The sequence below is a fragment of the Sorangium aterium genome (assembly GCF_028368935.1).
Lineage (GTDB): Bacteria > Myxococcota_A > Polyangia > Polyangiales > Polyangiaceae > Sorangium > Sorangium atrum.
Genome location: NZ_JAQNDK010000006.1, coordinates 381,255 through 403,781, shown reverse-complemented (window position 1 = coordinate 403,781; position 22,527 = coordinate 381,255). Strand labels below are relative to the sequence as shown.

The 22,527-nt window shown below is 70.6% G+C and carries 22 protein-coding genes and 2 pseudogenes; 11 read left to right on the top strand and 13 right to left on the bottom strand.

Annotation, left to right across the window (positions count from 1 at the left end; all coding sequences use genetic code 11):
• The first annotated feature begins 52 nt into the window (after window positions 1-52).
• Genes POL72_RS45620 through POL72_RS45610 form a run of 3 tightly spaced genes read left to right on the top strand, consistent with a single transcriptional unit; the run spans window position 53 to window position 2,468 of the window.
• Window positions 53-1,402, top strand: coding sequence for a DDE-type integrase/transposase/recombinase (locus tag POL72_RS45620; RefSeq protein WP_272097400.1), 1,350 nt, complete (start codon window positions 53-55; stop codon window positions 1,400-1,402).
• On the top strand, window positions 1,399-2,214 hold the full coding sequence (locus POL72_RS45615; RefSeq protein ID WP_272097399.1) for an ExeA family protein: 816 nt from the start codon (window positions 1,399-1,401) through the stop codon (window positions 2,212-2,214). The genes POL72_RS45620 and POL72_RS45615 overlap by 4 nt, the downstream gene beginning before the upstream one ends.
• Window positions 2,211-2,468: a hypothetical protein gene (locus POL72_RS45610; RefSeq protein ID WP_272097398.1), complete on the top strand. Its 258-nt coding sequence runs from the start codon at window positions 2,211-2,213 to the stop codon at window positions 2,466-2,468. The genes POL72_RS45615 and POL72_RS45610 overlap by 4 nt, the downstream gene beginning before the upstream one ends.
• Here the strand turns inward: POL72_RS45610 and POL72_RS52085 are convergent.
• The 7 genes and pseudogenes from POL72_RS52085 to POL72_RS45575 all read right to left on the bottom strand — a co-directional run bounded on the left by POL72_RS52085 (window position 2,417) and on the right by POL72_RS45575 (window position 10,916).
• Window positions 2,417-3,604, bottom strand: coding sequence for an FAD-dependent oxidoreductase (locus tag POL72_RS52085; RefSeq protein ID WP_373372324.1), 1,188 nt, complete (start codon window positions 3,602-3,604; stop codon window positions 2,417-2,419). The two genes, POL72_RS45610 and POL72_RS52085, sit on opposite strands and share 52 nt — an antisense overlap.
• Before the next feature lie 536 nt (window positions 3,605-4,140).
• Window positions 4,141-4,332: an RsbRD N-terminal domain-containing protein gene (locus POL72_RS45600; protein ID WP_272103190.1), complete on the bottom strand. Its 192-nt coding sequence runs from the start codon at window positions 4,330-4,332 to the stop codon at window positions 4,141-4,143.
• A gap of 841 nt (window positions 4,333-5,173) precedes the next feature.
• Window positions 5,174-6,696 (bottom strand): annotated as a pseudogene (gene tnpC / locus POL72_RS45590) (IS66 family transposase).
• Window positions 6,697-6,709: 13 nt separating this feature from the next.
• Window positions 6,710-6,811: pseudogene (tnpB, locus tag POL72_RS52080) on the bottom strand (IS66 family insertion sequence element accessory protein TnpB); the annotation flags it as partial.
• 20 nt (window positions 6,812-6,831) lie between these two features.
• Entirely contained in the window at window positions 6,832-6,975 is a 144-nt protein-coding gene (locus POL72_RS45585) for a hypothetical protein (RefSeq protein WP_272103189.1), read from the bottom strand.
• 776 nt (window positions 6,976-7,751) lie between these two features.
• Window positions 7,752-8,471, bottom strand: coding sequence for a serine/threonine-protein kinase (locus tag POL72_RS45580; protein ID WP_272103188.1), 720 nt, complete (start codon window positions 8,469-8,471; stop codon window positions 7,752-7,754).
• Between the two features lie 264 nt (window positions 8,472-8,735).
• On the bottom strand, window positions 8,736-10,916 hold the full coding sequence (locus tag POL72_RS45575) for a substrate-binding domain-containing protein (protein ID WP_272103187.1): 2,181 nt from the start codon (window positions 10,914-10,916) through the stop codon (window positions 8,736-8,738).
• A 229-nt stretch (window positions 10,917-11,145) separates the two neighbouring features.
• Between POL72_RS45575 and POL72_RS45570 the strand changes: the two genes are divergently transcribed.
• The 7 genes from POL72_RS45570 to POL72_RS45540 all read left to right on the top strand — a co-directional run bounded on the left by POL72_RS45570 (window position 11,146) and on the right by POL72_RS45540 (window position 18,815).
• Complete coding sequence (locus POL72_RS45570) at window positions 11,146-12,207, top strand: hypothetical protein (protein WP_272103186.1); 1,062 nt, start codon at window positions 11,146-11,148, stop codon at window positions 12,205-12,207.
• 35 nt (window positions 12,208-12,242) lie between these two features.
• Window positions 12,243-12,812, top strand: a complete 570-nt coding sequence (locus POL72_RS45565) for an RNA polymerase sigma factor (RefSeq protein WP_272103185.1) — start codon at window positions 12,243-12,245, stop codon at window positions 12,810-12,812.
• Window positions 12,809-13,570 (top strand): hypothetical protein, encoded by a 762-nt coding sequence (locus POL72_RS45560; protein WP_272103184.1) that lies wholly within the window; start codon window positions 12,809-12,811, stop codon window positions 13,568-13,570. The genes POL72_RS45565 and POL72_RS45560 overlap by 4 nt, the downstream gene beginning before the upstream one ends.
• Before the next feature lie 529 nt (window positions 13,571-14,099).
• Window positions 14,100-16,094, top strand: a complete 1,995-nt coding sequence (locus tag POL72_RS45555; protein ID WP_272103183.1) for a hypothetical protein — start codon at window positions 14,100-14,102, stop codon at window positions 16,092-16,094.
• A gap of 225 nt (window positions 16,095-16,319) precedes the next feature.
• Window positions 16,320-16,886, top strand: coding sequence for an NADPH-dependent FMN reductase (gene ssuE, locus POL72_RS45550; protein WP_272103182.1), 567 nt, complete (start codon window positions 16,320-16,322; stop codon window positions 16,884-16,886).
• Between the two features lie 11 nt (window positions 16,887-16,897).
• The gene (locus POL72_RS45545) at window positions 16,898-18,034 is read left to right on the top strand and encodes a sigma 54-interacting transcriptional regulator (protein WP_272103181.1); all 1,137 of its coding nucleotides are present in this window, start codon (window positions 16,898-16,900) and stop codon (window positions 18,032-18,034) included.
• Window positions 18,035-18,335: 301 nt separating this feature from the next.
• Window positions 18,336-18,815 carry a hypothetical protein gene (locus tag POL72_RS45540; RefSeq protein WP_272103180.1) on the top strand — a complete coding sequence of 160 codons (480 nt, stop codon included), beginning with the start codon at window positions 18,336-18,338 and terminating at the stop codon, window positions 18,813-18,815.
• Window positions 18,816-18,864: 49 nt separating this feature from the next.
• Here the strand turns inward: POL72_RS45540 and POL72_RS45535 are convergent, their stop codons facing one another.
• Complete coding sequence (locus tag POL72_RS45535) at window positions 18,865-19,374, bottom strand: hypothetical protein (RefSeq protein WP_272103179.1); 510 nt, start codon at window positions 19,372-19,374, stop codon at window positions 18,865-18,867.
• A 260-nt stretch (window positions 19,375-19,634) separates the two neighbouring features.
• Between POL72_RS45535 and trxA the strand changes: the two genes are divergently transcribed.
• Window positions 19,635-20,027: a thioredoxin gene (gene trxA, locus POL72_RS45530; protein WP_272103178.1), complete on the top strand. Its 393-nt coding sequence runs from the start codon at window positions 19,635-19,637 to the stop codon at window positions 20,025-20,027.
• On the opposite strand, the gene POL72_RS45525 is transcribed toward trxA, so the two are convergent.
• The 5 genes from POL72_RS45525 to POL72_RS45505 all read right to left on the bottom strand — a co-directional run bounded on the left by POL72_RS45525 (window position 20,024) and on the right by POL72_RS45505 (window position 22,324).
• Complete coding sequence (locus POL72_RS45525; protein WP_272103177.1) at window positions 20,024-20,440, bottom strand: GFA family protein; 417 nt, start codon at window positions 20,438-20,440, stop codon at window positions 20,024-20,026. The two genes, trxA and POL72_RS45525, sit on opposite strands and share 4 nt — an antisense overlap.
• A gap of 96 nt (window positions 20,441-20,536) precedes the next feature.
• Window positions 20,537-20,929 (bottom strand): ribosomal maturation YjgA family protein, encoded by a 393-nt coding sequence (locus tag POL72_RS45520; RefSeq protein WP_272103176.1) that lies wholly within the window; start codon window positions 20,927-20,929, stop codon window positions 20,537-20,539.
• A 172-nt stretch (window positions 20,930-21,101) separates the two neighbouring features.
• Complete coding sequence (locus POL72_RS45515) at window positions 21,102-21,647, bottom strand: hypothetical protein (RefSeq protein ID WP_272103175.1); 546 nt, start codon at window positions 21,645-21,647, stop codon at window positions 21,102-21,104.
• Window positions 21,637-22,179, bottom strand: a complete 543-nt coding sequence (locus tag POL72_RS45510) for an RNA polymerase sigma factor (protein WP_272103174.1) — start codon at window positions 22,177-22,179, stop codon at window positions 21,637-21,639. Before POL72_RS45510 ends, POL72_RS45515 begins: the two co-directional genes overlap by 11 nt.
• Before the next feature lie 13 nt (window positions 22,180-22,192).
• Entirely contained in the window at window positions 22,193-22,324 is a 132-nt protein-coding gene (locus tag POL72_RS45505; protein ID WP_272103173.1) for a hypothetical protein, read from the bottom strand.
• Window positions 22,325-22,527 lie beyond the last annotated feature (203 nt).

Genomic DNA, 22,527 nt, shown 5'->3' with positions numbered 1-22,527 from the left:
CTTGGATGGCTGTGCGGCCGGTGCGGTGTCACCGGTCCGGAAAGGACACGACGTGCAAGACCCCCTCAAGCCGAAGGACCACGCGGAAGCGGTAGCGCTCTATCGCAGTGAGATCATCGGCTCGCTCATGCACCGCGAGCTCGACCGGGGAGAGCTCGCCGAAGCGCTCGCCGACCTGAGCAAACAGCGGTTTCGCCCACCGCGCGCCCATTCTCCGCGCACTTACTCGGTCCCCACGCTCGAGCGTTGGTACTACGCGTACAAGACCGAAGGTCTCGAAGGCTTGCGTCCCAAGCCCCGCAAGGACAAGGGACGGGCGCGCGAGCTCACCCCCGAGCAACGGCAGATGCTGCTCGACATTCGAGAAGAGCACCCGAGCGCCTCGGTCTCGCTCATCCTCGACACGCTGATCGCGGCGGGCCGGATCGACAAGGAGGCCATCTCCGCCACCACGGTGCGACGCCTGTACGCCGAACACCGCCTTGATCGCGTCGCGCTGCGCGATCGCACGGGCGGCAAGGTGCGGTTGCGCTGGCAGGCCGAGCACCCCGGCGCTCTGTGGCACGGCGACGTGTGTCATGTGTCACCGATCCTCGTTGGCGGCAGCGTGGCGCCGGTGCGGATCCACGCGCTGCTCGACGACGCCTCCCGGTACATCCTCGCGATCGAGGCGATGAGCGCCGAGCGGGAGGTCGACATGCTGGCGCTCTTCATCCGAGCACTGCGCAAACATGGCGCTCCCGACGCCCTCTACCTGGATAACGGCTCGACCTACCGCGGGCACACCTTGCACCTGGCGTGTGAGCGACTCGGCACTACCCTGATCCACGCCCGTCCGTACGACGCCCCCGCGCGCGGCAAGATGGAGCGCTTCTGGAGGACGTTGCGAGAGAGGTGCGTGGACTTCACCGGAGCGCTCGGCTCGCTGCACGACCTCAACGTCCGGCTCTACGCCTGGGTCGACGAGCACTACCACCGCACACCGCACGCGGCGCTCTTCGGCAAATCCCCCGCGCAGGTGTACGAGGGGTATCCCCACGTCACCGACAACCTCGACGAGCGGAAGCTCCGCGACGCGCTCACGACCCAGGCCCGTCGGCGCGTCCGACGCGACAGCACGCTCTCGATGGATGGAGAGGATTGGGAGACCGATCTCGGCTTCCTCGCCGGCCACCTCGTCACGGTGTCGCGGTGCCTCGTCACGCCGAACGAGCCGCCCTGGATCGAACACGAGGGCAAACGCTTCGCCCTGCACCGGGTCGATCCGGTGAAGAACGCCCGTCGCCCGCGGCCGGCCTGCAACCTTGATGTCGCGCACGAGGCGCGGGTGCCCTTCGACCCGCCGAAAACGCTTCTGGACAAGGCTCTCGGACGAACGCCCCGCGATGGCGAGGAGGAATGACCATGGACTTTTGTAGCTACTTCAGCTTCACCGCAGAGCCATTTTCAAAGGAGGTCGAAGACGGCGAGCTCTGGCTCCCTCCGTCCAAGCAGGCGATACTCGAGATGCTCATCGAAGCGGTGCACGCCAGAAAGAGCGTGCTCCTCGCTGGTGACCCAGGCGTTGGCAAGACGTGTCTCCTCCGCGCGCTCCGTCATGCCCTTTCGCCGCAGACGTTTCGCTTGACCTACTGCGCCAACGTGACGCTTGGACGCCGGGACTTCTATCGCCAGCTCTGTCTGGCGCTCGGTCTCGCGCGCTGCAGCACCGCTGGAGACGTCTTCTACGCGGTCAGCACGCACGTCGAGGAACTCGCGAAGGAACGAGTATTTCCGGTCTTCGTCCTCGATGAGGCCCATCTACTTCATCAGGATACACTCGATCATCTTCACATACTCCTTAATTACGCCTGGGATAGCCGCGCATTGCTTTCGCTCGTGTTGCTTGGCTTGCCCGAGCTCGGCGAGCGGCTCCGCGTGCGCCGCAATCGCTCCCTGTATTCGCGCCTCCATTACCGATTGACCATCGATCCGCTCACGCCGGACGATACGGCCGACTATCTGCGTGTACGTCTCAACCGAGTCGGCTGCGCGAAAGAGCTCTTCACCACCGACGCGATCGCGATGCTGCACGAGGCGGCCGCCGGCAGCCTGCGCGACACCGACCGACTCGCCACGGCCGCTCTTCGAGCCGCTGCGCGCAAGAAGCGCAAGCTCGTCGAGCGCGATGTCTTCAGCCGCATCCTGCAACTGGACGCAGAGGAGCCCGGATGAACCCCGCCCCCCTGGCCGAGGGGGACACGCGGCGCGGTGACGTCGAGGGCAGCGCAGTCGCCGCCCTCGTCGTTTCCCTCGCGCTCGCCCGCGACGCGCTCACCGCGCCCTACCCGAGCGACCCGGATCCGCTTTGCCCTCGCCTCTACGCCGTCGACGTCGTGCTCCACTACCTCGATCGGCTCGACCACGCTCTCGCTCGCTACCACGCCGTCCTCGACGGCGATGACCGCCTCCCCCTCCACACCGACTGAACGCACCGGCGCTCTGCGACCACCGCAGTCACCCCGGTGCCTCGCCTCGCTGCAATCGCGGTGAGCGGAGATCCGGGTCGACGATGGCCATCACGGAGCCGGATCTTCCGGCCATCAAGCAGCCTGCTCGGTAACAGCCAGAGCCGCGCCGGGGTCAAAGCCGCGGTGAAGATGGACATGCCAAGGAGGGCGGTCACGTGCTCGAGCGCACACGTCATTCCCTGTCCGCCGAGCGGCGTCGTCACCGCCGCTGCGTCGCCCGCAAAGAAACAACGTCCGCGAACCGGCGGGCCGTTCCAACGCGTCTCTGCGGGCATGGCGCGAACTAGGCTTCCCAAGCCGGTGAAACGCCAGGGTGGGGGGAGCATAGCGAAGGTCTCGACAAAGCGGTCTCGAAGTGCCCTCGGTCCTCCCTTGTCACTTGGTGTATTCCAGTAGACACGCTGGGATGTTTGATCCAAGCCGAAGACGGAGAAGGTCCCGGCGCTCCCAATGCGCATCACGTGGACGGTTCGCGGGTCCGCCGCTCCGACGCTTATTTCACCGCCGACAATCAAGTCGAGCGGCGCGCCAGCCACCGAGCACCGCGGCACCGGTGCACGTCCGCTGACGAGACGACGCAGCGCGGAATTCCGGCCGTCGCAGGCAATCACGATGCGCGGGCTGACCCGGCGAGGAGGCGCGCCGGCGCTGTCAATCAGCAACTCGGGCCTGTCTACGTCTATCGACCCGCTGTCGGCTGCGCGTATCTCTGCGCCTCGCACAAATCGATCACCGAGAACTGCGGCGGCATGTGTCCACAGGCGTTCGATCAGTCTTTCACTGCGATGCGCGACCGCATACGTCCCCGCCGGATACGCCACGGTCAGCCCGTCACAGCGACGCCCGTCTGCATCACAATCGACAAATCGGTAATCCGTAATCCGTCGCGTCGCGTCGTCCAAGCAGCTGATGCCCAGGCGCAACAAAAGCGACAATCCGTAGGGCTGAATCATCTCGCCATGGAATCGGCTGGAGGGCGTCTCTTCGCGCTCTATCAGCAAGACGTCGACACCTTCGCGGCGCAGGGAGGTCGCCGCGGCGACTCCCGCAATGCCTGCTCCGACGACGACGACGTCCGGCTCCGATGCGCGCACGTTTGAACCTCCGGCTCGCCCAATAGATGAGGGCCCCAAAGTGCGTCAGGCTCTCTCGCCATCGAGAAAAGGCGATCCTATGACGATATCGAACACTATGGCGCGGCCAACAAGACGTCAAGCGCCGAAACCCGTTTTCATGGTCCAACTCGTCAACATTTGATGTTCATATGCTCATCGCAAATTGCCGAACAACTGTCTCGAGCATCTGCGTCGACTGCTGGACCATCTTGTCTTCAAGCTAGTGCATCCGCTCATACCACACCGAGAGAACCGCCGGCTGTAGCCTGCTCCCGGAGACCTCGCCGTCCGCTGCCATGAGCTGGACGAGTCGCAATTTTTGGATGTTCGGGACGACCGCACATCCGTATCATTGCTGGATATATAGCCATGGTGTTCGATGCTTCAGTCGCATGGGAAGCCGTTGCGTCCGGCGGTGTGACTTGACGAGTCCTGCCATTTCGTCGTGCACAAATCGACGGCGTGGCCCTCCCCCCATCTGCCTGGACATCAGGTCGAACGAGAGTTTCAATGATTCAGTCGAGCAGGCTCGGGATTGGGTCGATCAACTCCGGCTCGCTCGGCCTGTCCGCTTCGGGCACGCCCGGATCGTCCAGCACGAGGCGGGCCCAGCGCTGAATCAGCGCTTGCTTGTAATGGTGGAGGATCGACGCGATTTGCGACGAACCCCTGTGCTCATCCTGATTCTTGTTGTGATTGGTCGCCATAGTCGAGAACTATCCGGCCTAGTCTGGAGCGTCGTGGGCGTCGCCCTATATGTCGCCGGAGCAGGCGCCGCGGCCGCAACGTCGAGGACGACGCCGGCGGCGTCGGGGCCGCCGTACGGGTCGAGGGGGACGTCGGGCGCTGGCGACTGGACACCGGCGCTTAGCGCCGGCGAGCTCAGGACCGTCGCCGTCCACCTGTGTCGAGCTCGGGCATGTCGCGGCGCTGAACGCCGGCGAGCTCGCGATCGCGCCAACGTACACGGCGCCCTAGACGATAGCGGGGCCGGGGCGTCGAGGAACACCGCGGCGGGGTCCGCACGTTCCGGCGGACCGGAAGGGCCGGCTCATGAAAGGATGCGCTGCCTGATGAAAAGAAGAGCGTGACCTGCCGCGTGCGGCGCGGTGGGCCGTGTCGTTTAGCTCGGATCCCTGGGATTTGGTGTGGGTCGGCGTGGTTTTGCTCGTACTCCTCGGCAGAGCGCCGCGGTCGTCCTCGGCATCCGGCGCCGTCGCTGAGGTGGTAGGTCGACTGTATCCCGCAAGAGGATGCCGCTCGCTTGGGGAAGCGCCATGCAGACGAGCGGCCGCGGGGTCAGGAGCGGCCGTGCGGACGTCCACTTGGTCGAGGGCGGCGCGGCCGCGTCGATGTCCACCTGGTCGAGGCGGCGCGCCGTAGCCACCCGGCCATCGCCATGGGGACGGCCCCTTGCGGTTTTCGCCGGGGGCGACGATGCTGGGCGCGGGGCGGCGTCGGCCCACGATTCATTGCGGGCACAGCGGTCCTGACAGAGGGCCCGGCGGGGCGGCATCCGCCTGCGTCGCCGGCCGAGGCTCGCGTTGTTCAGGTCGTGTCGGCGTCGCCGGCGCTCGGAGTCGCGCGCGACGATGTCGCCCAGGCGTCGGGCAGCAACTCGTCCAGCCGATCGCGCGGCCAGCCCGCCTGCAACTTGCCGATGACGTCTGTCGCCCAGGCGAGCGGGTTGACTCCGTGCATCCGACACGTGCCGAAGATCGTGTAACCGATGGCCAGGCGCTGAGCGCCCTTGTCGGAGCCCGCGGCGTGCCTGGCACGAGCCGCAGGTGCAGCTCGTGAATCCACTGATACAGCTCGTCGACAACGGGGAGCGACCGCTCCTGCCGGCGCGGCAGGCGCGCCGCCGTGGAGAGCGCCTCCTCTTTGCAGGTCGCCTCGGTTCGGTAGATGACCTTGAAGCACGAGAGCGCCACCGCCGCTCGCGTGTCGCCGCCCTTGGCCGCCTTCTCGAACTTGGCGCGGATGTGCATCCCGCAGCCGAGCCGGCGCTCCTCGGGCACGATCATCTCGCCGTCGTCGCCTCCGCGGAGCATCGCGCCATAGCCCGCGTACCCATCGCCCTGCAAGTCGCCGGTGAAGCCCTGCAGCAGCGCGGCAGGATGCTTCGCCTTCCAGTCCGGTGCGTACAGGAACGCCACGAGATCCGCGCCGACGAAGGCCCAGATGTGGCCTCGCTTCACCCCCGCCGGATGATCTCGATCCAGCACCCGCATCCCCGTGTCGTCGGCGCGCAGATAGAACGAGTCCAGCACCCGCTCCCCGAGCCTCTCGGCCACGGGCGCGAGCACATCGAGCGCGAACGCGGACCAGTCTCCCAGCGTCGACGGCGACAGCGACACGCCGAAGCGCGCGTACTGCTGCGTCTGCCGGTACAGCGGCATCGAGTCCTCGAACTTCTCGACAAGGATGCTGGCGAGCAGCCCCGGTCCCGGACGCCCTCGGTCCATCACCTTCTCGCTGTCCGCCGTCGATACGCCCTGCTCCGGGCAGCGCGGGCATGCGAGCTTCTCCCGCTTCTCCTCGATGATCTTGAACTGCGCCGGCACGAACTCGAGCGCTTCGGTCGTACGATGACCAATGCACTTCTTGTCCGAGCCGCACTGCGGGCACGTCCGCTCCGCCTCAGGGACGGGCACCACGCGCGTCTCACGCGGCAGGTGCTCGGGGAGCGGGGCGCGCCCACCCCGTCCTCGCGGTGGCTTCGGCGGCTCAGGGGGTGGCGGCACCAGCCCCTGCTCCGGCTGCGGCGGAGCGTCCGCGCCGGGCTCCGAGCCCGCCGCCCCCGGCAGCGCTTCCGCCCCGAGCTCGGCGAACATCAGCATCAGCTGCTCGGTAGAGACCTGCTGACTCTTGCGGCCGTACAGCTCGCGCAGCGCGCTCGCGAGCCTCGCCGAGAGCGCGGTGTTCTTGTCGCGCAGCTGGACCAGAAGCCCGAGCACCAGCTCGATGAGCTCCGGAAGCTGCCCGGCGGCCGCCAGCTGCTCGAGCTTGCTCCGCACGTCCGCCAGATCGGCGGGCAGACAAGACGCGCACCTGGTCACCACGCCGATTCCTGAACACGAACAGATGCCCGCAGAGCGGGTCGGCTCCGAAGCGCTGAGAGACCAAGGCCGACAGCCCATCAAAGCTCTTGCGCAGGTCTGTGGGCTCGGCTGCGATGTACACGCGCACCGACGGCGGCAGCGTCAGCACGGCGTCTCCTCGGCCGCGACCGCCAGGACCCGCTCGAGCGTGGCCGGGTCGAAGCCCGGCCGGACCCGCACCACCCGCCCGTTGGGCAGCGCGATCTCGATCGGCTCCGGCGCGATGGCCGATGCGTCCGTCACCACGTGGACCGGCAGAAAGCGCGGTGCGCGCCTCGCCGTCCAGCGCCGCGAGCCGCGCCTGGACCATCGCCAGCACCGTCTCCGGCAGCGCGTCGCCCATCCCCTCGGCCACGGCGCGGATCAGCTCCTCGAGGTAGAACGCGTGGCCGTCCGCGTGGACCACGAGGCGCGCCACGGTCTCCGCGTCCACGCCGTCGCCGAGCGCGTGGCGGACGAGGCGCTCGCAGGCCTTCCGCGGCAGCCGGGTCAGGTGGATCACGTTGAGCGCGCGCCCGCCCCAGAGCGCCGGGAACAGCTCGTGGACCTCGGGGCGCGCGAGCCCGAGCGCCAGGAACGGCCGCTCGCCGAGCGAGCCGAGCGCCGCGTCGACGAAGCGCACGGTCGGCAGAACGCCCCAGTGCAGGTCCTCGAGCACGAGCACGACGGGGTGCGCCGACGTCTCGGCGGCGAGGAAGTCCTCCCAGGCGCGGCGCATCTGCCGCCCCATGGTCTCCGTGTCCGCGCGGGCCGCAGAGAGCAGCGCGCTCTCCTCGCCCTCGAGTTCGACGCCGGCGATCTCCCCGAGGAACACCGCCACGAACGTGCTCGCCTTGCCGAGCAGCGTCCACGGAGAGCAGCCGCCGCTCGCTCGCGGTGAGCGCCTCGGGACGCTCGAGCGCGGCCCCGCGGGCCGAGGCCCCGGCGGCGCGCAGCGTGCTCAGGATCACGGCGGCGGTCGCGCCGTCGCCGATGCGCTGCTCCGGATCCTTCGCGAGCGTCAGGTGGACGACCGCGTCGAGCTAGGCGGGGACCTCGGGGCGGAGCGAGCGGATCGAGGGGACCTCGCCGAACAGGATCTTCGCGAGGATCGCGGGGATGTTCTCGCCGACGAACACGGGGGCGCCCACGAGGCACTCGAAGAGCACGCAGCCGAGGGCGAACACGTCGGCGCGCGGCGTGAGCGCGCTGTACCCGACGCGCGCCTGCTCCGGGGCCATGTAGGCCGGCGTCCCGAGGGCGACCCCGGTCAGCGTCATCGGCGTCGCGTCGAGCCGCCGCGCGATCCCGAAGTCCAGGATCTTCACCTGCTCAATCTGCCCGTCCACGAGGAACAGGTTGCTCGGCTTGAGATCGCGGTGGACGTTCTCGCGGGCGTGCGCCTCCGCCAGCGCCTCGGCGGCCTTCACGCCGAGCGTCAGCGTCTCTTCGACGGTGAGGCGGCCGCGCACGAGGCGCCGCGAGAGGTCCTCTCCTTCGAGCCATTCCATGGCGAGATAGGACCTCCCCGAGGAGGTCCTCCCGTGGGCCACGTGCCGCACGATCCCAGGGTGCGAGAGCTCCGACAGGAACCTTGCCTCCCGGTCGAACCGCGCCACGTGCACGCCCGCCCCGAGCACCACCGTGAGAGCGACGGTGGTGCCTGTCACCCGATCGAGCGCCCGATAGACCTCCCCCATACCGCCGGAGCCGGCGAGCGCGAGCAGCTCGAACCGCCCCCCGACGACGTCGCCGACGCGCATGGATCGAGTATCGCCCGGCGGCGGATCTCCTGTCCAGCGCGCGTGGAGCCGGGGAGACACGGCACATCGCTCGGCATCTCGCGAGCTCTCGCGATACCTCGCGACGCCCCGCAATGTCCCGCACATGTTGCGTGCTCGACAAGCACCGTGGGAGGCGACATGCACGTTCGAGACGTGCTCAGCCCCAGACGAGACCGGCGCCGGCGGCGCGCCGAGGGCGCGGGCCACAGCGCTGCGCGCGCGCTCAGCGCGGCGCGTGGAGCGTCACTCCGATCCTCCGCGACGCCCCATATCCGAGATCGCGTTGCGCGACGAACGCGGCGTCGCTTCAGCCACGTTATTCCGTCTCGTGCGGAGCGAGGGGACCTCGGTCGACGCGAGGTCCTCGAGCGCCGACGCCAGCGACTGGTGGCTGGACAGATCGCCCAGCTGCATATCGAGGGCGACGAGGCGCATCGCGAGCTCGGGCCGCACGCCGACGAGGCGGACGCGGGCGCCGAGCAGGGAGGCCGCGCGCTGCGTCTGCCCGAGCGCGTGGGCCACCTGGGCATCGATGCTCGGGACGCCCGTGATATCGAGCAGCACGCAGCGCGCCCCGTGTCGGCTCACCCCATCGACCACCCGCTCGAGCATCTGCCGGGCACGATCTCCATCGAGCTCGCCGACGAGCGGGACGAGCAGCACGCCGGGCATGAGCGGGATGAGCGGGCAGCCGAGCTCGCGCACCGCGGCCGAGAGGGTGCGCTCGCGCTGATAGGCCTCCTGGAGGCTCGCGTGCTGCTCGGAGAGCGACTGCACGAGCGCGTCCCGCTCGAGCGCGGCGCCGAGGAGCGCCCCCCAGATCGAGATGGTGCCCTCGTCGCCGGCGACCTCGATCGAGCTCGGGCCGACGATCGCGAGGACCCCCCAGTCGTGGTGGAGCGTGCGGATCGGCAGGAGCGTCACCATGAACGGGCCGCCGGCGGTCGAGGGCGGCAAGTGCTCTGCGAGCGGGAAATCCTCCCGCGCGCAGAGGGCGCCGAGCGGGGGAGTCGGGCTGCCATCGCGGCTGTAGGCGCCTGCGATGACGAGGCGCGCGCGGGTCGCCGGGTCTTCCCAGAGCGCGAGGCAGCCCCAGACGGCGGCGGTCGAGTCGAGCCAGGAGAGCGAGCGCGACTCTTCCTGGGTGCCGCCGAGCAGCGCGAGGCTCACCTCGTGATCGGACCGCATGAGCGCCCCGAGGTCGTCGACGAACTGCCGCTCGGTCTCGACGCGAGCCAGCATGAGCGAGAGGCGTAGCCGCTCCTGGAACTCCTCGGCTCGCGCCTCCGCGGACTCCGCTGCTTCCCTGTCCAGGCGCGCGCGGCGTCGCATTCCGGACCGGCCGAGGAGGCGGACGATCCCCATGAGGCTCTCCACGTCAGGCGTGAGGCGGACGGCCTGCTGACAGGCCTCGTCGATCTCGGCCGCGGGCGGGGGCGCGGCGCCCTCGATCGCCGCGGCATATCCCGCGATCACGGCGGAGACGCCGGGCCACACCGACGCCGGGGGCGCCTCGGGCGGGAGCGGCAGGCGGAGGAGCAGCTCGACCATCTGCCGCTCGAGGTCGTCGTCGGGCGCCGCGCGCTTCGGGTGGAGCAAGCCCTGGAGCGGGTCGCACCCGCACGTCCGCCGCCTGACGAACGTGGTCGGCGCGAGCACGGGCCCGGACGGGACGACCTGGCCCGCGACCTGCGCCAGCACGAGCTCGTACGCGAGCGCTCCGAGGGCGTCGAAGCGCTGGCGCACGGTCGTCAGCGGAGGGGCCGACCACTGCGCATCGGTGATGTCGTCGAAGCCGATGATCGCCAGATCGTCGGGGATGCGGTATCCGGCGGCCTGGAGGGCCGACATCATCCCGAGCGCGTTCTTGTCCGTGGCGACGACCGCGGCGGTGAGATCTCCCCTGCGCGCGATGAGGGCCTCTGCGGCGCGCTGGCCGCCGGAGTGCCAGTTGTTGTCGGCGTCGAAGACGAGGCCGGGATCGAAGGGGATCCCGCTCTCGATGAGCATCTCCATGTAGCCGTCGAAGCGCGCGCGGATGTCGTCCTGATCGATGCAGCCGACGAACGCGATGCGCCGATGGCCATGCTCGATCAGGTGGCGCACCGCGCTCCGGACGCCCTCGCGGTTGTCCGCCATGACGGTCGGACAGCCCGCCTCGGGGGCGCAGGAGCTGACCGTGACGAGCGGGACACGCGCCTGCGCGAGGAGCTCGATGCCATCCGTGGCGAGCACGACGATCCACCCGTCCACCTGGTCCCGGGCGAGCGAGGGCGCCTGGACGTAGGCTGGCGTGCCGCGCACCACCAAGACACGATGGCCGCGCTGCTGCGCCTCCTGATGGATCCCCCTGAGGACCGACGTGAAATAAAAGCCGTCGAGGAAGGGCGTGAGGACGCCGATGGTGGTCGGGCGGGAGTGCATGGGCTGCGGGCTCGCGAATGGATGAATACCGGATCTCCGTCTCGCTCACCGACGGCCTTCACCACCACCCGCCAGAAATTCCGGTGACTCGCGAATCGTCCGGGTGTACAGCATCGCCGATCCGTTTGGCCATCGATCGAAACATCCTCGCCGTCATGGCGCGCCCCCGTTACGAGCCCACGTCCTTCCCCGCAGAGGGATCGATCGGGCGAGAGGAAGGGAGCGGAGGGTGAGCGCGCCGGCCGTGCGTGCGCTCGTCTCGGCGCTCGGCGCCTGCGCGGCGCTCACGCCGGCCAGCGCGCGGGCCGAGTGCGATCGCGCGGCCGCGGACGTGTCGTGGGTGCGCCTCGCGGGCGCGGAGGGGCGGTGCCCGTCGGCGTCGCGGTTCCGCGCCGAGATCTCGCGGCGGCTCGGGCGGGGGCTCGTCACGATGGGCAAGGCCGCCTCGATCGAGGCCGCGGTGCAGGGGCAGCCCGGGGCCTGGTCGGCCACGATCCGGACCGAGCTGTGCGACGGCTCCCCGCCGACGGTCCGCGAGCTCTCCGACAACACTCAGAGCTGCGACGGCATCGTGGCCGCAGCGGCGGTGCACATCCTGCTCACGATCGATCCAGAGGCCGGCCTCTCCCCCCCGACCGCCGAGGCGCCGCGCTCCCCGCAGGCCGCCGAGGCGCCGCGCCCTCCGGCCCCTCCTGCGCGCCCTCCGGCGGCGGAGCGGGCGCCGGAGCCGCCGTTCCCCTGGCCGGCGGAGGCCGAGACCACGCCGCCCCCCGGGCTCTCGGTCGCCTGGCGCGGGCTCGCTTCCATGGGCATCGTCCCCTCGCCCGGGTTCGGCGTCGCCTTGTCGGGCGAATGGTCGATCCTGCCGCGGTGGACGCTCGAGACGGGCGTGCTGTGGCTCCCGGAGCAGCGCGCGGCCCAGCGGACGTTCGCCTTCGGGCTCACGGCGGGCTGGCTCGGCGCGTGCTTGGAGATGGTCCGGAGCCGCTCGGTCGCCCTCGGGCTCTGCGGCCGGGCGGTGGCGGGCGCCATCTACGCCGTCATCTACGGGGACGACGGCGTCCTCCCGACGATCCTGCCGACCGACGTCGGCTCGCGCGCGTGGCTCAGCCTCGGGGCCGGCACGCGGCTCGGCGTCCGCGTCCTCGGACCGCTGCGGCTCGAGACCGGCATCGACCTCTTCGTCCCCGTGACACGGTACGATTTCCAGCTCGAGGGCGGGCGGCCGACGGGCCTGGAGCAGGCCGCGCTCGCCGCCGCGGCGTTCGGGGGGGTCGGCCTCACGTTTTGATGAAGGATCCACGGGCTGCCGGCATTCAGTCTCCCGTGGAGCAGTGCTTACGAGCCGACGTCCTGCGCGACGCCAAGCAGCCGCCACGGAGCCTCGTCGCCCTGCACGCCGAGCACGGCAACTTCGTCTGGGCGACCCTCCAGCGGTTCGGCATCCAGCACCCTGACCTGGAGGATGCCTTCCAGGACGTCTTCGTCGTCGTCCAGCAGCGGCTCCCGTCCTTCGACTGGGCCTGCCCCATCACCACCTGGCTCTTCGCCATCTGCCGCCGCGTCGCCGCGTCGCACCGCCGCCGCGCCCACACGCGCCGCGAGCGGCTCGGCGAGGTGGTGGACGACGTGCCGGACCCCGCGCGCGGCCCGGAAGAGATCACCTCCAGCCGCGAGGCGCGGCTGCAGCTCGAGGGCATCCTCGCGGCCATGGATCTCGATCGAAGGGCCGTGTTCGTCATGTTCGAGATCGAGGAGATGCCGTGCGACGAGATCGCGCGCCTGGTCGGCGTCCCGATCGGGACCGTCTACTCGCGGCTCCACGCGGCGCGGAAGGAGTTCGCGACGCTCCTGAAGAAGTCCGAGGTCGAGCGCGCGCGCAGGGGGGCCAGATGAGCGATCCGAAGCGATGGAACCAGGAGGGAGGAGGCGCTCCGCCGGGCGCACGCGAGCTGCTCCGCGCCGCCGCGCCCATCCGCCCGATGACGTCCGCCGAGCTTACGCGCACCGCGGCCCGGGTGGCGCCGCTCGAGACGGCCGCGGGCGCGGCCGCCGGCGCCACGGTGCCGGCGTGGATCAAGGGGATCTTCCTCGCGGTGGGCATCGGGGCCGGCGGAGCAGGGCTCCACGCTGCCCTCGGCGAGGCCCCGAACGCCGCCGCGCCGATCGCGCCCCCTCCGGTGCTCACCGATCTGCCGCTGGAGCGGCTCCTCTCACGCGCGGGCGGCCGCGAGCCGGCCGGGTCGCCGGCGGCCGAGGCCCCGGTCGCCGAAGCACCGGCGGCCGAGGCGCCGCGCCCGCCCCCGTCCGCCCTCCGCCGCGAGGCGCCGCGGAGCCCCCGGCCGGCCGCGCCGGCGCCGGAGACGACCGCCTCGGCGGACGGCGACGACCTGGTCCGGGAGTCCAACCTGGTCGACGCGTCCAGAGCGGCGCTCGCGCAGGATCCGGAGGCCGCCCTCGCCGCGCTGGAGAGGCACCAGGCCGAGTTCCCGAAGGGGCGGCTGGCGGAAGAGCGGGAGTTCATCGCGATCCGCGCGCTGGTGCGCCTCGGGCGCGCCGATGAGGCGCGGGCGCGCGCGGCGGCGTTCTTCGCGCGGTATCCATCGAGCTCCTTCGCCGAGCCGCTGCGCCGCATCGTCGCCGCGGCTCGGTGATTGCTTCCACGACGACGGCTCCACCCGCGAACTCCACACGACGTTCGAGCAACCGAGCCGGATCGCCTCGCCTGTGCCAGCGGCGACGACATCGACGCTCACACGGACCACAAGAAATCGACATGAAACCGACGCAGACACGGACCGCGAAAAATTAACGCGAGTACAAACACGAGCGTTCATATCGCTTGCCCGGTACCTAAACAGTATTAACATACGCCCCACGTTCACGGGCGGCCGCGCCGAGAGGCGCCGGCGCCCTGGCGTTTCATCGAAGAACGGTGGATTCAGCGGCTCGATGAGGCCAGGCTGCCGTGGCAGCGCTGGCCGCGGCGAGGCACGCCGCCCATGCGGCGCGCGCCGAGCGTCGTCTCCTTGTGAACGACGCGCGCGCTCGCCGGCGGTCGTCCTCCTCGGGCCGCTCGTTCCATCCGCGAGCGCGCGTTCGCGCTTTCGCGCGGCTCCGCCGTTCTTCGTGGTCATCTCAGGAGGTTTCATGTCGTCGAAGCTGTCGAGTTCGAGCAGTCCGGTGCGCTCTCATTCTGATTCTGCCTCCCCCGGCGCGTGGCAGGGGGCGCGGCGCGCCGCGCTGGCCGCGCTCGCGATTCTGCCGATTTCTTGCGCGGATCTCGGGCCCACGGACGGCGCTCCTGCCGATCTCGCCGAGGGCGAGATCGCGGAGGCCGGCCAGGCGCTCTCGCTGACTTTCCCCATCAAGGAGCGGAGTTCGCTCGTCGTCACGAACACCGACATCGTCGGCGCGTTCAAGCTGAAGGACGTGCTCCAGCAGCTCATCGATCAGGCGGGCGTCAGCCTGACGCCCCTCCAGCTCTTCCGGCAGTTCATGGACACGAACCGGAAGGCCGCAGACGGGATCGGCCTCGGCCCGCACTGCGACGACGTGCTGATCCCCGGCTCGGCCGGGTCCATCAACGGGTGGCCGATCGACTGCCCCCGCGTCGTGGGCCTGGAGGCCGATAGGGATCCTTTCGCCGATGAGGAAGCCCCGAACGCCTACGTCGCCACGACCCTGTCGAACCGCTTCGACCTCGCCCCGCCGGACGGCGCCAACTGCGGTGAATACCGCGTCGTCTTCGCCAGGCGCTCCGGCATCCCGGAGGGGGCGTTCCAGATGCGCAACTTCATCATCTTCGAGGGCCGGCTGCCCAACCCGACCCCGAGCCTTGGCCGGGAAGGGTGCCGCCCGGTCGTCGACTTCTGGTACCACCTGTCGGATCCGGCGAAGAGCCTGGCGGAACGGAGGGACGATCTGCTCGCCTTCTATTTCGACGGCCTGCCCGGGGGGTTCGAGCCCGTCTTCCACATCAATCATTACGGCCAGAACGCGGGGCCGTACGGCGGCCAGATCCGGACCAACGAGTTCCTCTTCGCCCCCGCGGTCGACGGCAATGCGCCCGAGCCCTTCACGACGTGGAACCTCCGGGAGTTCAGGCTCCTCCACAGCGGCTCGGGGAGCAGCGGCACGCTGGTCGTGACCCCGTCGTTCGTGAAGGACACCCCGGCCGCGCCGCTCTTCGATCCCGCCTCGACCGACGCGCGCGCCGTCGCCTTCAGGAGCACGTCGTTCCCGGGCCTCGTGGAGCGGCTCGTCGCGGCGGACGACATCAACCGCTTCGCCTTCGAGCCGAGCTATCCGACGACGATGAACGCCGGAGAGAGCCAGATGATCGGCCTCCAGAACAACTACTTCGCGACGTTCGGCGCCGGGCCCTCGGCCCTCAGGACGAGCATCCAGAGCAAGCTCACCGCGATGGGCAGCGCGCTCACCCCGGATCAGGTCGTGGGTCGCGCGTTCTCCCTGTCGTGCAGCGGGTGCCATGAGCCGATCGGCGACGCCACGGGCTCCCCGACCGTCGGGCTCGATCTCGGCACGACCGCGACGCTGGCGAAGCTGAGGCCGTTCACGCAGACCTCCGAGCAGCTGGAGGCCGATCCGGACGAGCCGGGCGGGCAGCGCTTCAAGATCTCGGAGGCCCTCACGGGCGTGTTCATCCCGTTCCGGAAGAACGTGATGGCGGACTTCCTCCTCAACAACCCGATCCTCGGGTTCGAGAAGCCGGGCGCGTGGACGTCGGCGCAGGCCCAGCTGTCGGTCCACACGGGCCGGGTGGTGGAGGGCATCTCGTCGCTCCAGGTGAAGACGCCCGCCGCGTTCAACGCGATCGTCAGCCCGAACTTCAGCTCGGCGAACCTCGCCCCGGTGGGCAACAAGATCACGCTCGATCTCTTCGTCTCTCCCGCCCAGCCGAACCCGAGCTGGGTCGGGAACATCGAAGTGCTGATCTCGATCCCTTCGGCCGGCATCAACAACCAGTGGGCCGGCAACGTCCCGCTCACCCCGCTCACCCGGGGCCAGTTCGTGAAGATCCAGTTCGCCACGCTGCCGACGGCCACCAAGAACGCGCTGAACGCAGGGGCCAGCGACGTGAAGCTGCAGTTCAACCTCAACGTGACCAGCAACTCCGGTCCGTACTACCTCGACAACGTGCGGTTCGAGAACTGACCGCGAGCGAGCGCTCGTGCGCGTGAGAGCGAGCGTTCGCTCATGAAGAGGGCGCCGGCCCCCCACCGGCGCCCTCTTCTTCTCTTGCGCCCGGATACCGATCCTCCCACGCGCGCCCACACACGGCCCCTCCCCCGAGGCCGACCTCCAGCAACATGATCCGCCCGGACGGATAATTCATCCGTTATAGTAGACATCGCTCTCGGGCCTTGGTATGCTGTGCTCATGTCAGGCATTGCCATCATCACCGGAAGCGTCTCTGCGCGCTCGAAGACCTCGGCGCTCGCGGCCCGCATCGCGGCGCGGCTCGTGCGCGAGGGGTTTCGCGTCACCACCATCCACGTCCGCGAGCTCCCGGCCGAGGATCTCCTGCACGGGCGCTTCGACTCCCCCGCCCTGGCGGACGCGGCGCGGGTCGTCGCGGAGGCGGCCGGGGTCGTCATCGCGACACCCATTTACAAGGCCTCGTACACGGGGGCGCTCAAGGCGTTCCTCGACCTCTTGCCGCAGTTCGGGCTCGCGGGGAAGGCAGCTCTCCCCCTCGCGACGGGCGGGACGCTCGCGCACGTGCTGGCCATCGATTACGCGCTCCGTCCGGTGCTCCAGTCGCTCGGCGCGCGGCACGTCGTCGCGGGGCTGTTCCTCCTCGACAAGGCGCTGCGGCTCGGGGAGGACGGGGTGCTCGACGTCGATGACGAGCTCGGGAGCAAGCTGGAAGAGATCGTGAGGCCCTTCATCGACAGCGTGATCCGGGAAGGCCTCCCGCTGCCGGCGCGCGAGGTGGCGGCCTGAGCGGTATACCCATGCGCTTGCTCACGCTCCCCACCCCCGAATCGACGGCGGCGCCGACAGAGCGCGCCAAGGCGCTCCTCTTCGAGGATCCCAGATCGCAAGAGCTGCTCCACCGCGCGAGGCAGGTCGCGGCGGGCGACGCGGCAGCGCTCATCACCGGCGAGATCGGCACCGGCAAGGAGATCATCGCGCGGCACGTGCACGAGCTCAGCGCGCGCCGCGGCCGGCCCTTCCTCGCCGTGAGCTGCGCCGCGCTGTCGCCCGCGCTCGCGGAGAGCGAGCTCTTCGGCCACGAGCAGGGCGCGTCCCCGAAGGCGCTCACCATGAAGCACGGCCTGCTCGAGGCCGCCGAGGGCGGCACGCTCTACCTCGACGAGATCGGGGATTTCCCGCTCGGCGTGCAGGTCAAGCTGCTGCGCGCGCTGGAGGACCGCGAGGTCGTCCGGCTCGGCTCGCGGACCCCGGTGCCGGTCGACGTGCGCATCATCGCGGCCACGAACGTCCCGCTGAACGACGTTGTCGCCGTCGGCGGGTTCCGTGAGGACCTGTTCTCCAGGCTGAATGGCGCCGCGATCCCTGTCCCCGCCCTGCGCGAGCGGCCGGGGGACATCCTGCCGCTCGCCCGCTATTTCCTTGGCACGTACGGGCGCCGCCTGGGGCCCACGCCGTGCGTGCTCACGTCGTCCGCGGTGGACCGGCTGCTCGCGCACTCGTGGCCGGGCAACATCCGCGAGCTCGAGAACGTCATTCACCAGGCGCTCCTCGTCTGCCGCGCAGGCCGCGTGACAGGGAAGGATCTGCGGTTCACGAGCCTCCGGCCGAAGGCGGCCGCGATCGAGCCGCCGGGCCGCATCGACGGGCTGATGGCGACGCTCGAGAACACGATCGCCGCCCTCTTCGACGCCAGCTTCCCGAACGTGCACGAGCGGGTCGAGGAGATCGTGATCCGCACCGCCTACCGCCGCTGCGACCGCAACCTGGGGCTGACGGCGGCGCGGCTCGGCGTCAGCCGCGATCTCGTGCGCGCGCGCCTCCTGCAATCCGGCGAGATCGCGCAGCCCTCCACGCCGGAGCCCCCAGCCGCGCCGTCGAAGGCCGGCGACGCAGCACGAGCGGCGGCGACAGCACTCCCGATCTCCCTGCCCTGATCGACGCCGCCGCGTCGCTCCTCCCCGCCAAGAGGCCCGCGCCTCGCGCCGGACCAGCAAAGGTGCGAGATAGAGCGACAAGCCCCCCTACGCCCCCGGTGCGAGCGAGTCTCGCGGGCACGAGCCGACTGCGTGTCCTGAACAACAGATGCACCGATTGCGTGTCCTGCACAACAGACGCGCACGTGATGCGTGCTCCGAGCCTCGCAGAGCGCGTCGGGTCGCTCTTTTCACGTTGGCGCGCGGCGTGCGAGCCTGGGGATCGTGCAGGGCCGGACGGCAAGGCGAGGAGGGTGTTTGTATGAGCTCAATCCATCCCGGTGCGGCAACGAATGTAGTCGCAGCGTCCCTGGCGCGTCCCGCGGCGAGCGCCGGCGCGACCGTTGATCCCGGCGCAGGGGCGCCGGAGCTCTCCGGAGGGGAGCTCGAGCCGCCACCCAGCGTGACGCACGCGCTGGCCGCCACGGCGGAGTCGGAGGGCGCCGAGCGCGCCGCGTCCTGGGAGCTCTGTACCGCGATGCTCGCGATCGCCACCGGCTGGCTCGCGTGGACGCTGCCGGAGCCCAGCGCCCGCGACGTGCTGCTCGTCGCGCTCTGTCTGGCGCTCGTCACGATCGAGCGCCGCAGGGCAGGCGCGCACTTCAGGAAGGTGATCGCCGCGGCCGCGGGCGCGCGCGGCGCGACGGAGGGCGAGGCGTCGCGCGCGGCCTGGCGGCTGGACGCGGCCTTCTGCGCGGCGCGCGCCACGGGGCGAGGCGCGATGGGCAAAAGGCGCCGCTGAGCGGCCTTCCCCGCCGGAGAAGATCGGCGCGGCGGGGATCACCGGCGCATCACGAGCACGTCTCCCCTGGCGCTGACCCGCGCGCGCCTCCGGGCTCTCCCGTAGCGTCGAGCGCCGGGCCGGGCTGCCCGCACCGCGGGCGCCATCCGCCGCCCACGTCGCGCTCGCGGAACTCGGGGCGCAGCTCGCTGCGGGCGTCGGTCGCGAGCAGCTCGCACGGGTCGAAGTAGTGCGACGTCCGCGCCTGAGCGGCGATGGGCGGCAGGTCGCCGGAGAACTCCGGCACGCCGGGGCAGCGATGATGCCAGAGGGCATAACGCTCCGGGACATCGCCGAGGCAGAGCACTTCCTTGACCCCGCCGTTGCAGTTCGTGCTCACGACGAGCACCGGCGCCGGCAGCGGCGCGAAGCGGTGCACCCGGAGGACCACGTCGTGGTGGAACTCGCCCTGCTTCCAGTGGGCGAGGAGATCGAACTCGCCGTGTCGATCCCGGATCTCCTGCAGCAACGACCCGAGATCCATGGCATCGGCGAGGGATTGAACTGACGCGTTCGTCATGGCGCACTCTCCTTCGACGGTAAGCTGTGCCGATGGTGTAGCACGGCGCCCGCGCGGAGCCGGGACGCGGGGCCCCCCCTCGGTGGAGGAGCACGCTGGAGCGGCTCCGCCCGCGCCGCGACGTCGGGCGCGTACGCGTCGATCAGCTCCTCGTCGAGCCGATCGAGCCCATCGTCGCCTGCAGCGCGCCCTGAGCGCCGCCGGCGGCGCCTGGCCGCTCGCTCCACGACACGGGCGTGCCCGGAGGGTATGCTCCGCGGATGAGTACCATCGAGCTCAGCGCGGAGAATTTCGAGAAGACGGTCGAGTCGAACGGCATCGTGCTCGTCGACTGGTGGGCGCCCTGGTGCGGCCCGTGCCGGGTCTTCGGGCCCGTCTTCGAGAAGGCCTCCGAGAAGCACGCGGACATCGTGTTCGGGAAGATCAACACGGACGACCAGAAGGATCTGGCGCAGGCATTCAACATCCGCTCCATCCCGACGCTCTTCATCTTCCGCGAGAAGGTCCTCCTGTTCGCGGAGGCGGGCTCGCTGCCCGCATCGGCGCTCGATCAGGTGATCGAGAAGGTGCGCTCGCTCGACATGGACGAGGTGCGGGCGAAGATCGCCGAGGAGGAAGCGAAGGAGGCCGCCGGCGAGGACAGCGCCGGCTAGCTCTGGCTGCCGGCCTTGTCCCCGCGATAGTCCGTGGCCCCCTGGATGGGGGGCAGCCAGGGCACGCGGTGCACGGTCCAGAGCTGGAAGGACGGCGGCGGCACGTCGCCGGGCCTGTCCATCGTGCCGAGGAAGATGTCGAGTTCCCGCGCCCCGTCGCGGCGCCAGAACAGCGACGAGCCGCAGGTCGCGCAGAACTGGCGGACGGCGAAGCTGGATGAGCGATACGTTGCGGGCGCGCCCGAGAGCAGCTCGAACTGCTCGTCAGCGAAGGACGCGAAGGCCGGCATCGGCGCGCCGCTCTGGCGCCGGCACTGGCTGCAATAGCAAACATTGACGCTCACCGGCGCCCCGCGCGCGCGGTAGCGGATCGCGCCGCACAAACAGCCGCCGGTGTGGTGAGCCTCGGACATGGCCATCGCCTCCTGGTTCCTGGATCTCGCGATCGCCAGCCTGGCCCCTCACTGCATGCGCGGCAACCGGCGCGCGCGCTCGGCGCGGCGCTGGCCTCACGCGGGGGTCCGGAGCGGCCGGCAGAGCCCGTAACCCAGGACGCAGCCGAGGCCATACAGCGCGAAGTCCGCCGGATCGAAGCCGCCGTTCGCGCCGAGCAGGAGCCGCCCCGGGGTGGTGCTGCGCGCGGCCCACAGCCACGGCGCCTGGCTCAGCTGGAGCAGCTCGATCACGCAGGTCGCGGCGAGGACCGAGAGCGCCAACCGATGCGTGCGCGCGGAGATCCACACGATCTGCGCCGCGGCGATCCACACGACCTCGTAGAGCACCGCGCCGGCGCTGTTGCGCAGCCAGGCTGGGCCGCCGTGGAACCGGGTGATCAAGCCGACCGGGATGACCGCAACGATCAGGAGGGCCAGCGCGAGGCGCTTGCGAGCGGCTTCCGGCATGCGCAGAGCCTACAGCGGTTTCCGCCCCCCTCTGCACCATGCCGAGCAGAGCGGCGGTCACCCGCACAGGAGACGGGCCCAGATCGGCGTTTTCGGCGCGGAAGCGCACTCCGGTGCGCTGAGCACCGAAAACGCCGAGGTGGGCCCGTATCCGAAGCGGGTGACCGTCGCTCTAGCGCGCAGGGCGGAGGGCGAGGGACGCGGTGCCGGTGAGCAGCCCCGCCGCGAGGGCGACGACGCCGCCGAAGCCGACGCAGGCGCAGCCGAGCGCGCCCGTCAGGGCGGCGACGCCGCACGCCGAGGCCCACGACGCCCCGAGCCGCTCCGAGCGGCGCAGCACCCGCGCGAGCAGCACGCCGGCGGCGACCCCGCCCGCCAGGCATGCAGGGACGCAGATGGATACGCACCCTTCCGGCGTGCACAGGTGACCGTAGATGCGCGCCGCGTGAGCCGCTGCGAAGGGCACGAGCCCCGCCGCGACGCCCGGGAGCACGCCTCGCCCGAGGTGCTGCCCGCGCCACGAGAGCAGCGCCGCCGCGACGTAGAGCGCCGCGCCGAGGATCGCGGTGGTGACCGGACGGTCGCTCATCAGCGCCGCCACGAGCCCCACGGCGATCGTCGGTGTCGCTGCCCAGGCGGCCCTCCTCGCCCTCCCCCGCTCGTACGCGCGATAGGCCCTCTCCTTCAGGCTCAGGCCGGCGAGCGCCTCACGTTCCATAGATCCTCCTCCACGCCTCCCGCAGGCGAGCAAATGCGCGCTCGCGGCGCTTGCGGAGCGCCGCGCCCGACACCGAAGGATCGCGCTCGCCCTCCAGCAGGGTCGCCCTCAGCGTCTCGCGATCCGCCTCGGCCAGCGTGCCGAGCACCTCGCGCGCCGCGTCGTCCAGATCCCTGGCGATCGCCGCCTCTTCCGGCGTCGGCGCGTCCGCCGCGATCGATGGGACATGCCCGTCCGGCGCCTCCCTCGACCGGGACCGCCGCCGCCGCGTCGTGCGGCACTCCCACGTCGCGATGGCGAGCGCCCAGGTCAGCGCGTCCCCGTCGGGATCGAACGAGCTGGCGCGGTCGAACACCTTCAAGAGCGCCTGCTGGGCCGCGTCCTCCGCGTCCGCTCCGCCCCCGAGCATGCGGCGGCAGAACGCGCCGATCGCCGGCAAGAGCGCGGCATAGACAGGCTCGAACGCCGCGCGATCGCCGTCGGCGAGGCGCCTCATCGACGCGTTGAGCAGCGATCGCGCGCGCGGTTCCAAGGGCGCTGGGTCCTCAGCCGCAGGGGCAGTCCGGACACGGGCAATCCGCGCACGGACAGCCGCCCTTGAGCTGCGTTCCAGCATAGGCCACCGCCGGGATTCCGAGGACGGCCGCGATCAGGGTCACCTTGAGCCAACGACGCATGGGATCTCTCCTTGTCTTCTCTGGCCGGCTGTCCTCGCCGACCTTCCTCGGCTCTAGGCGCGAGCGGGGCGAGCGTGACACCCGCGGCGATCGAAATCCGGCGGCCCGGCGCCATGGCCGCAGATCGCCGCACGAGCGACGACCTCCTCTCCGCTCGCGTCGCGGCGCGAGCGCCTTCGTCCAGCCTGGCACGTCGTTCCGAC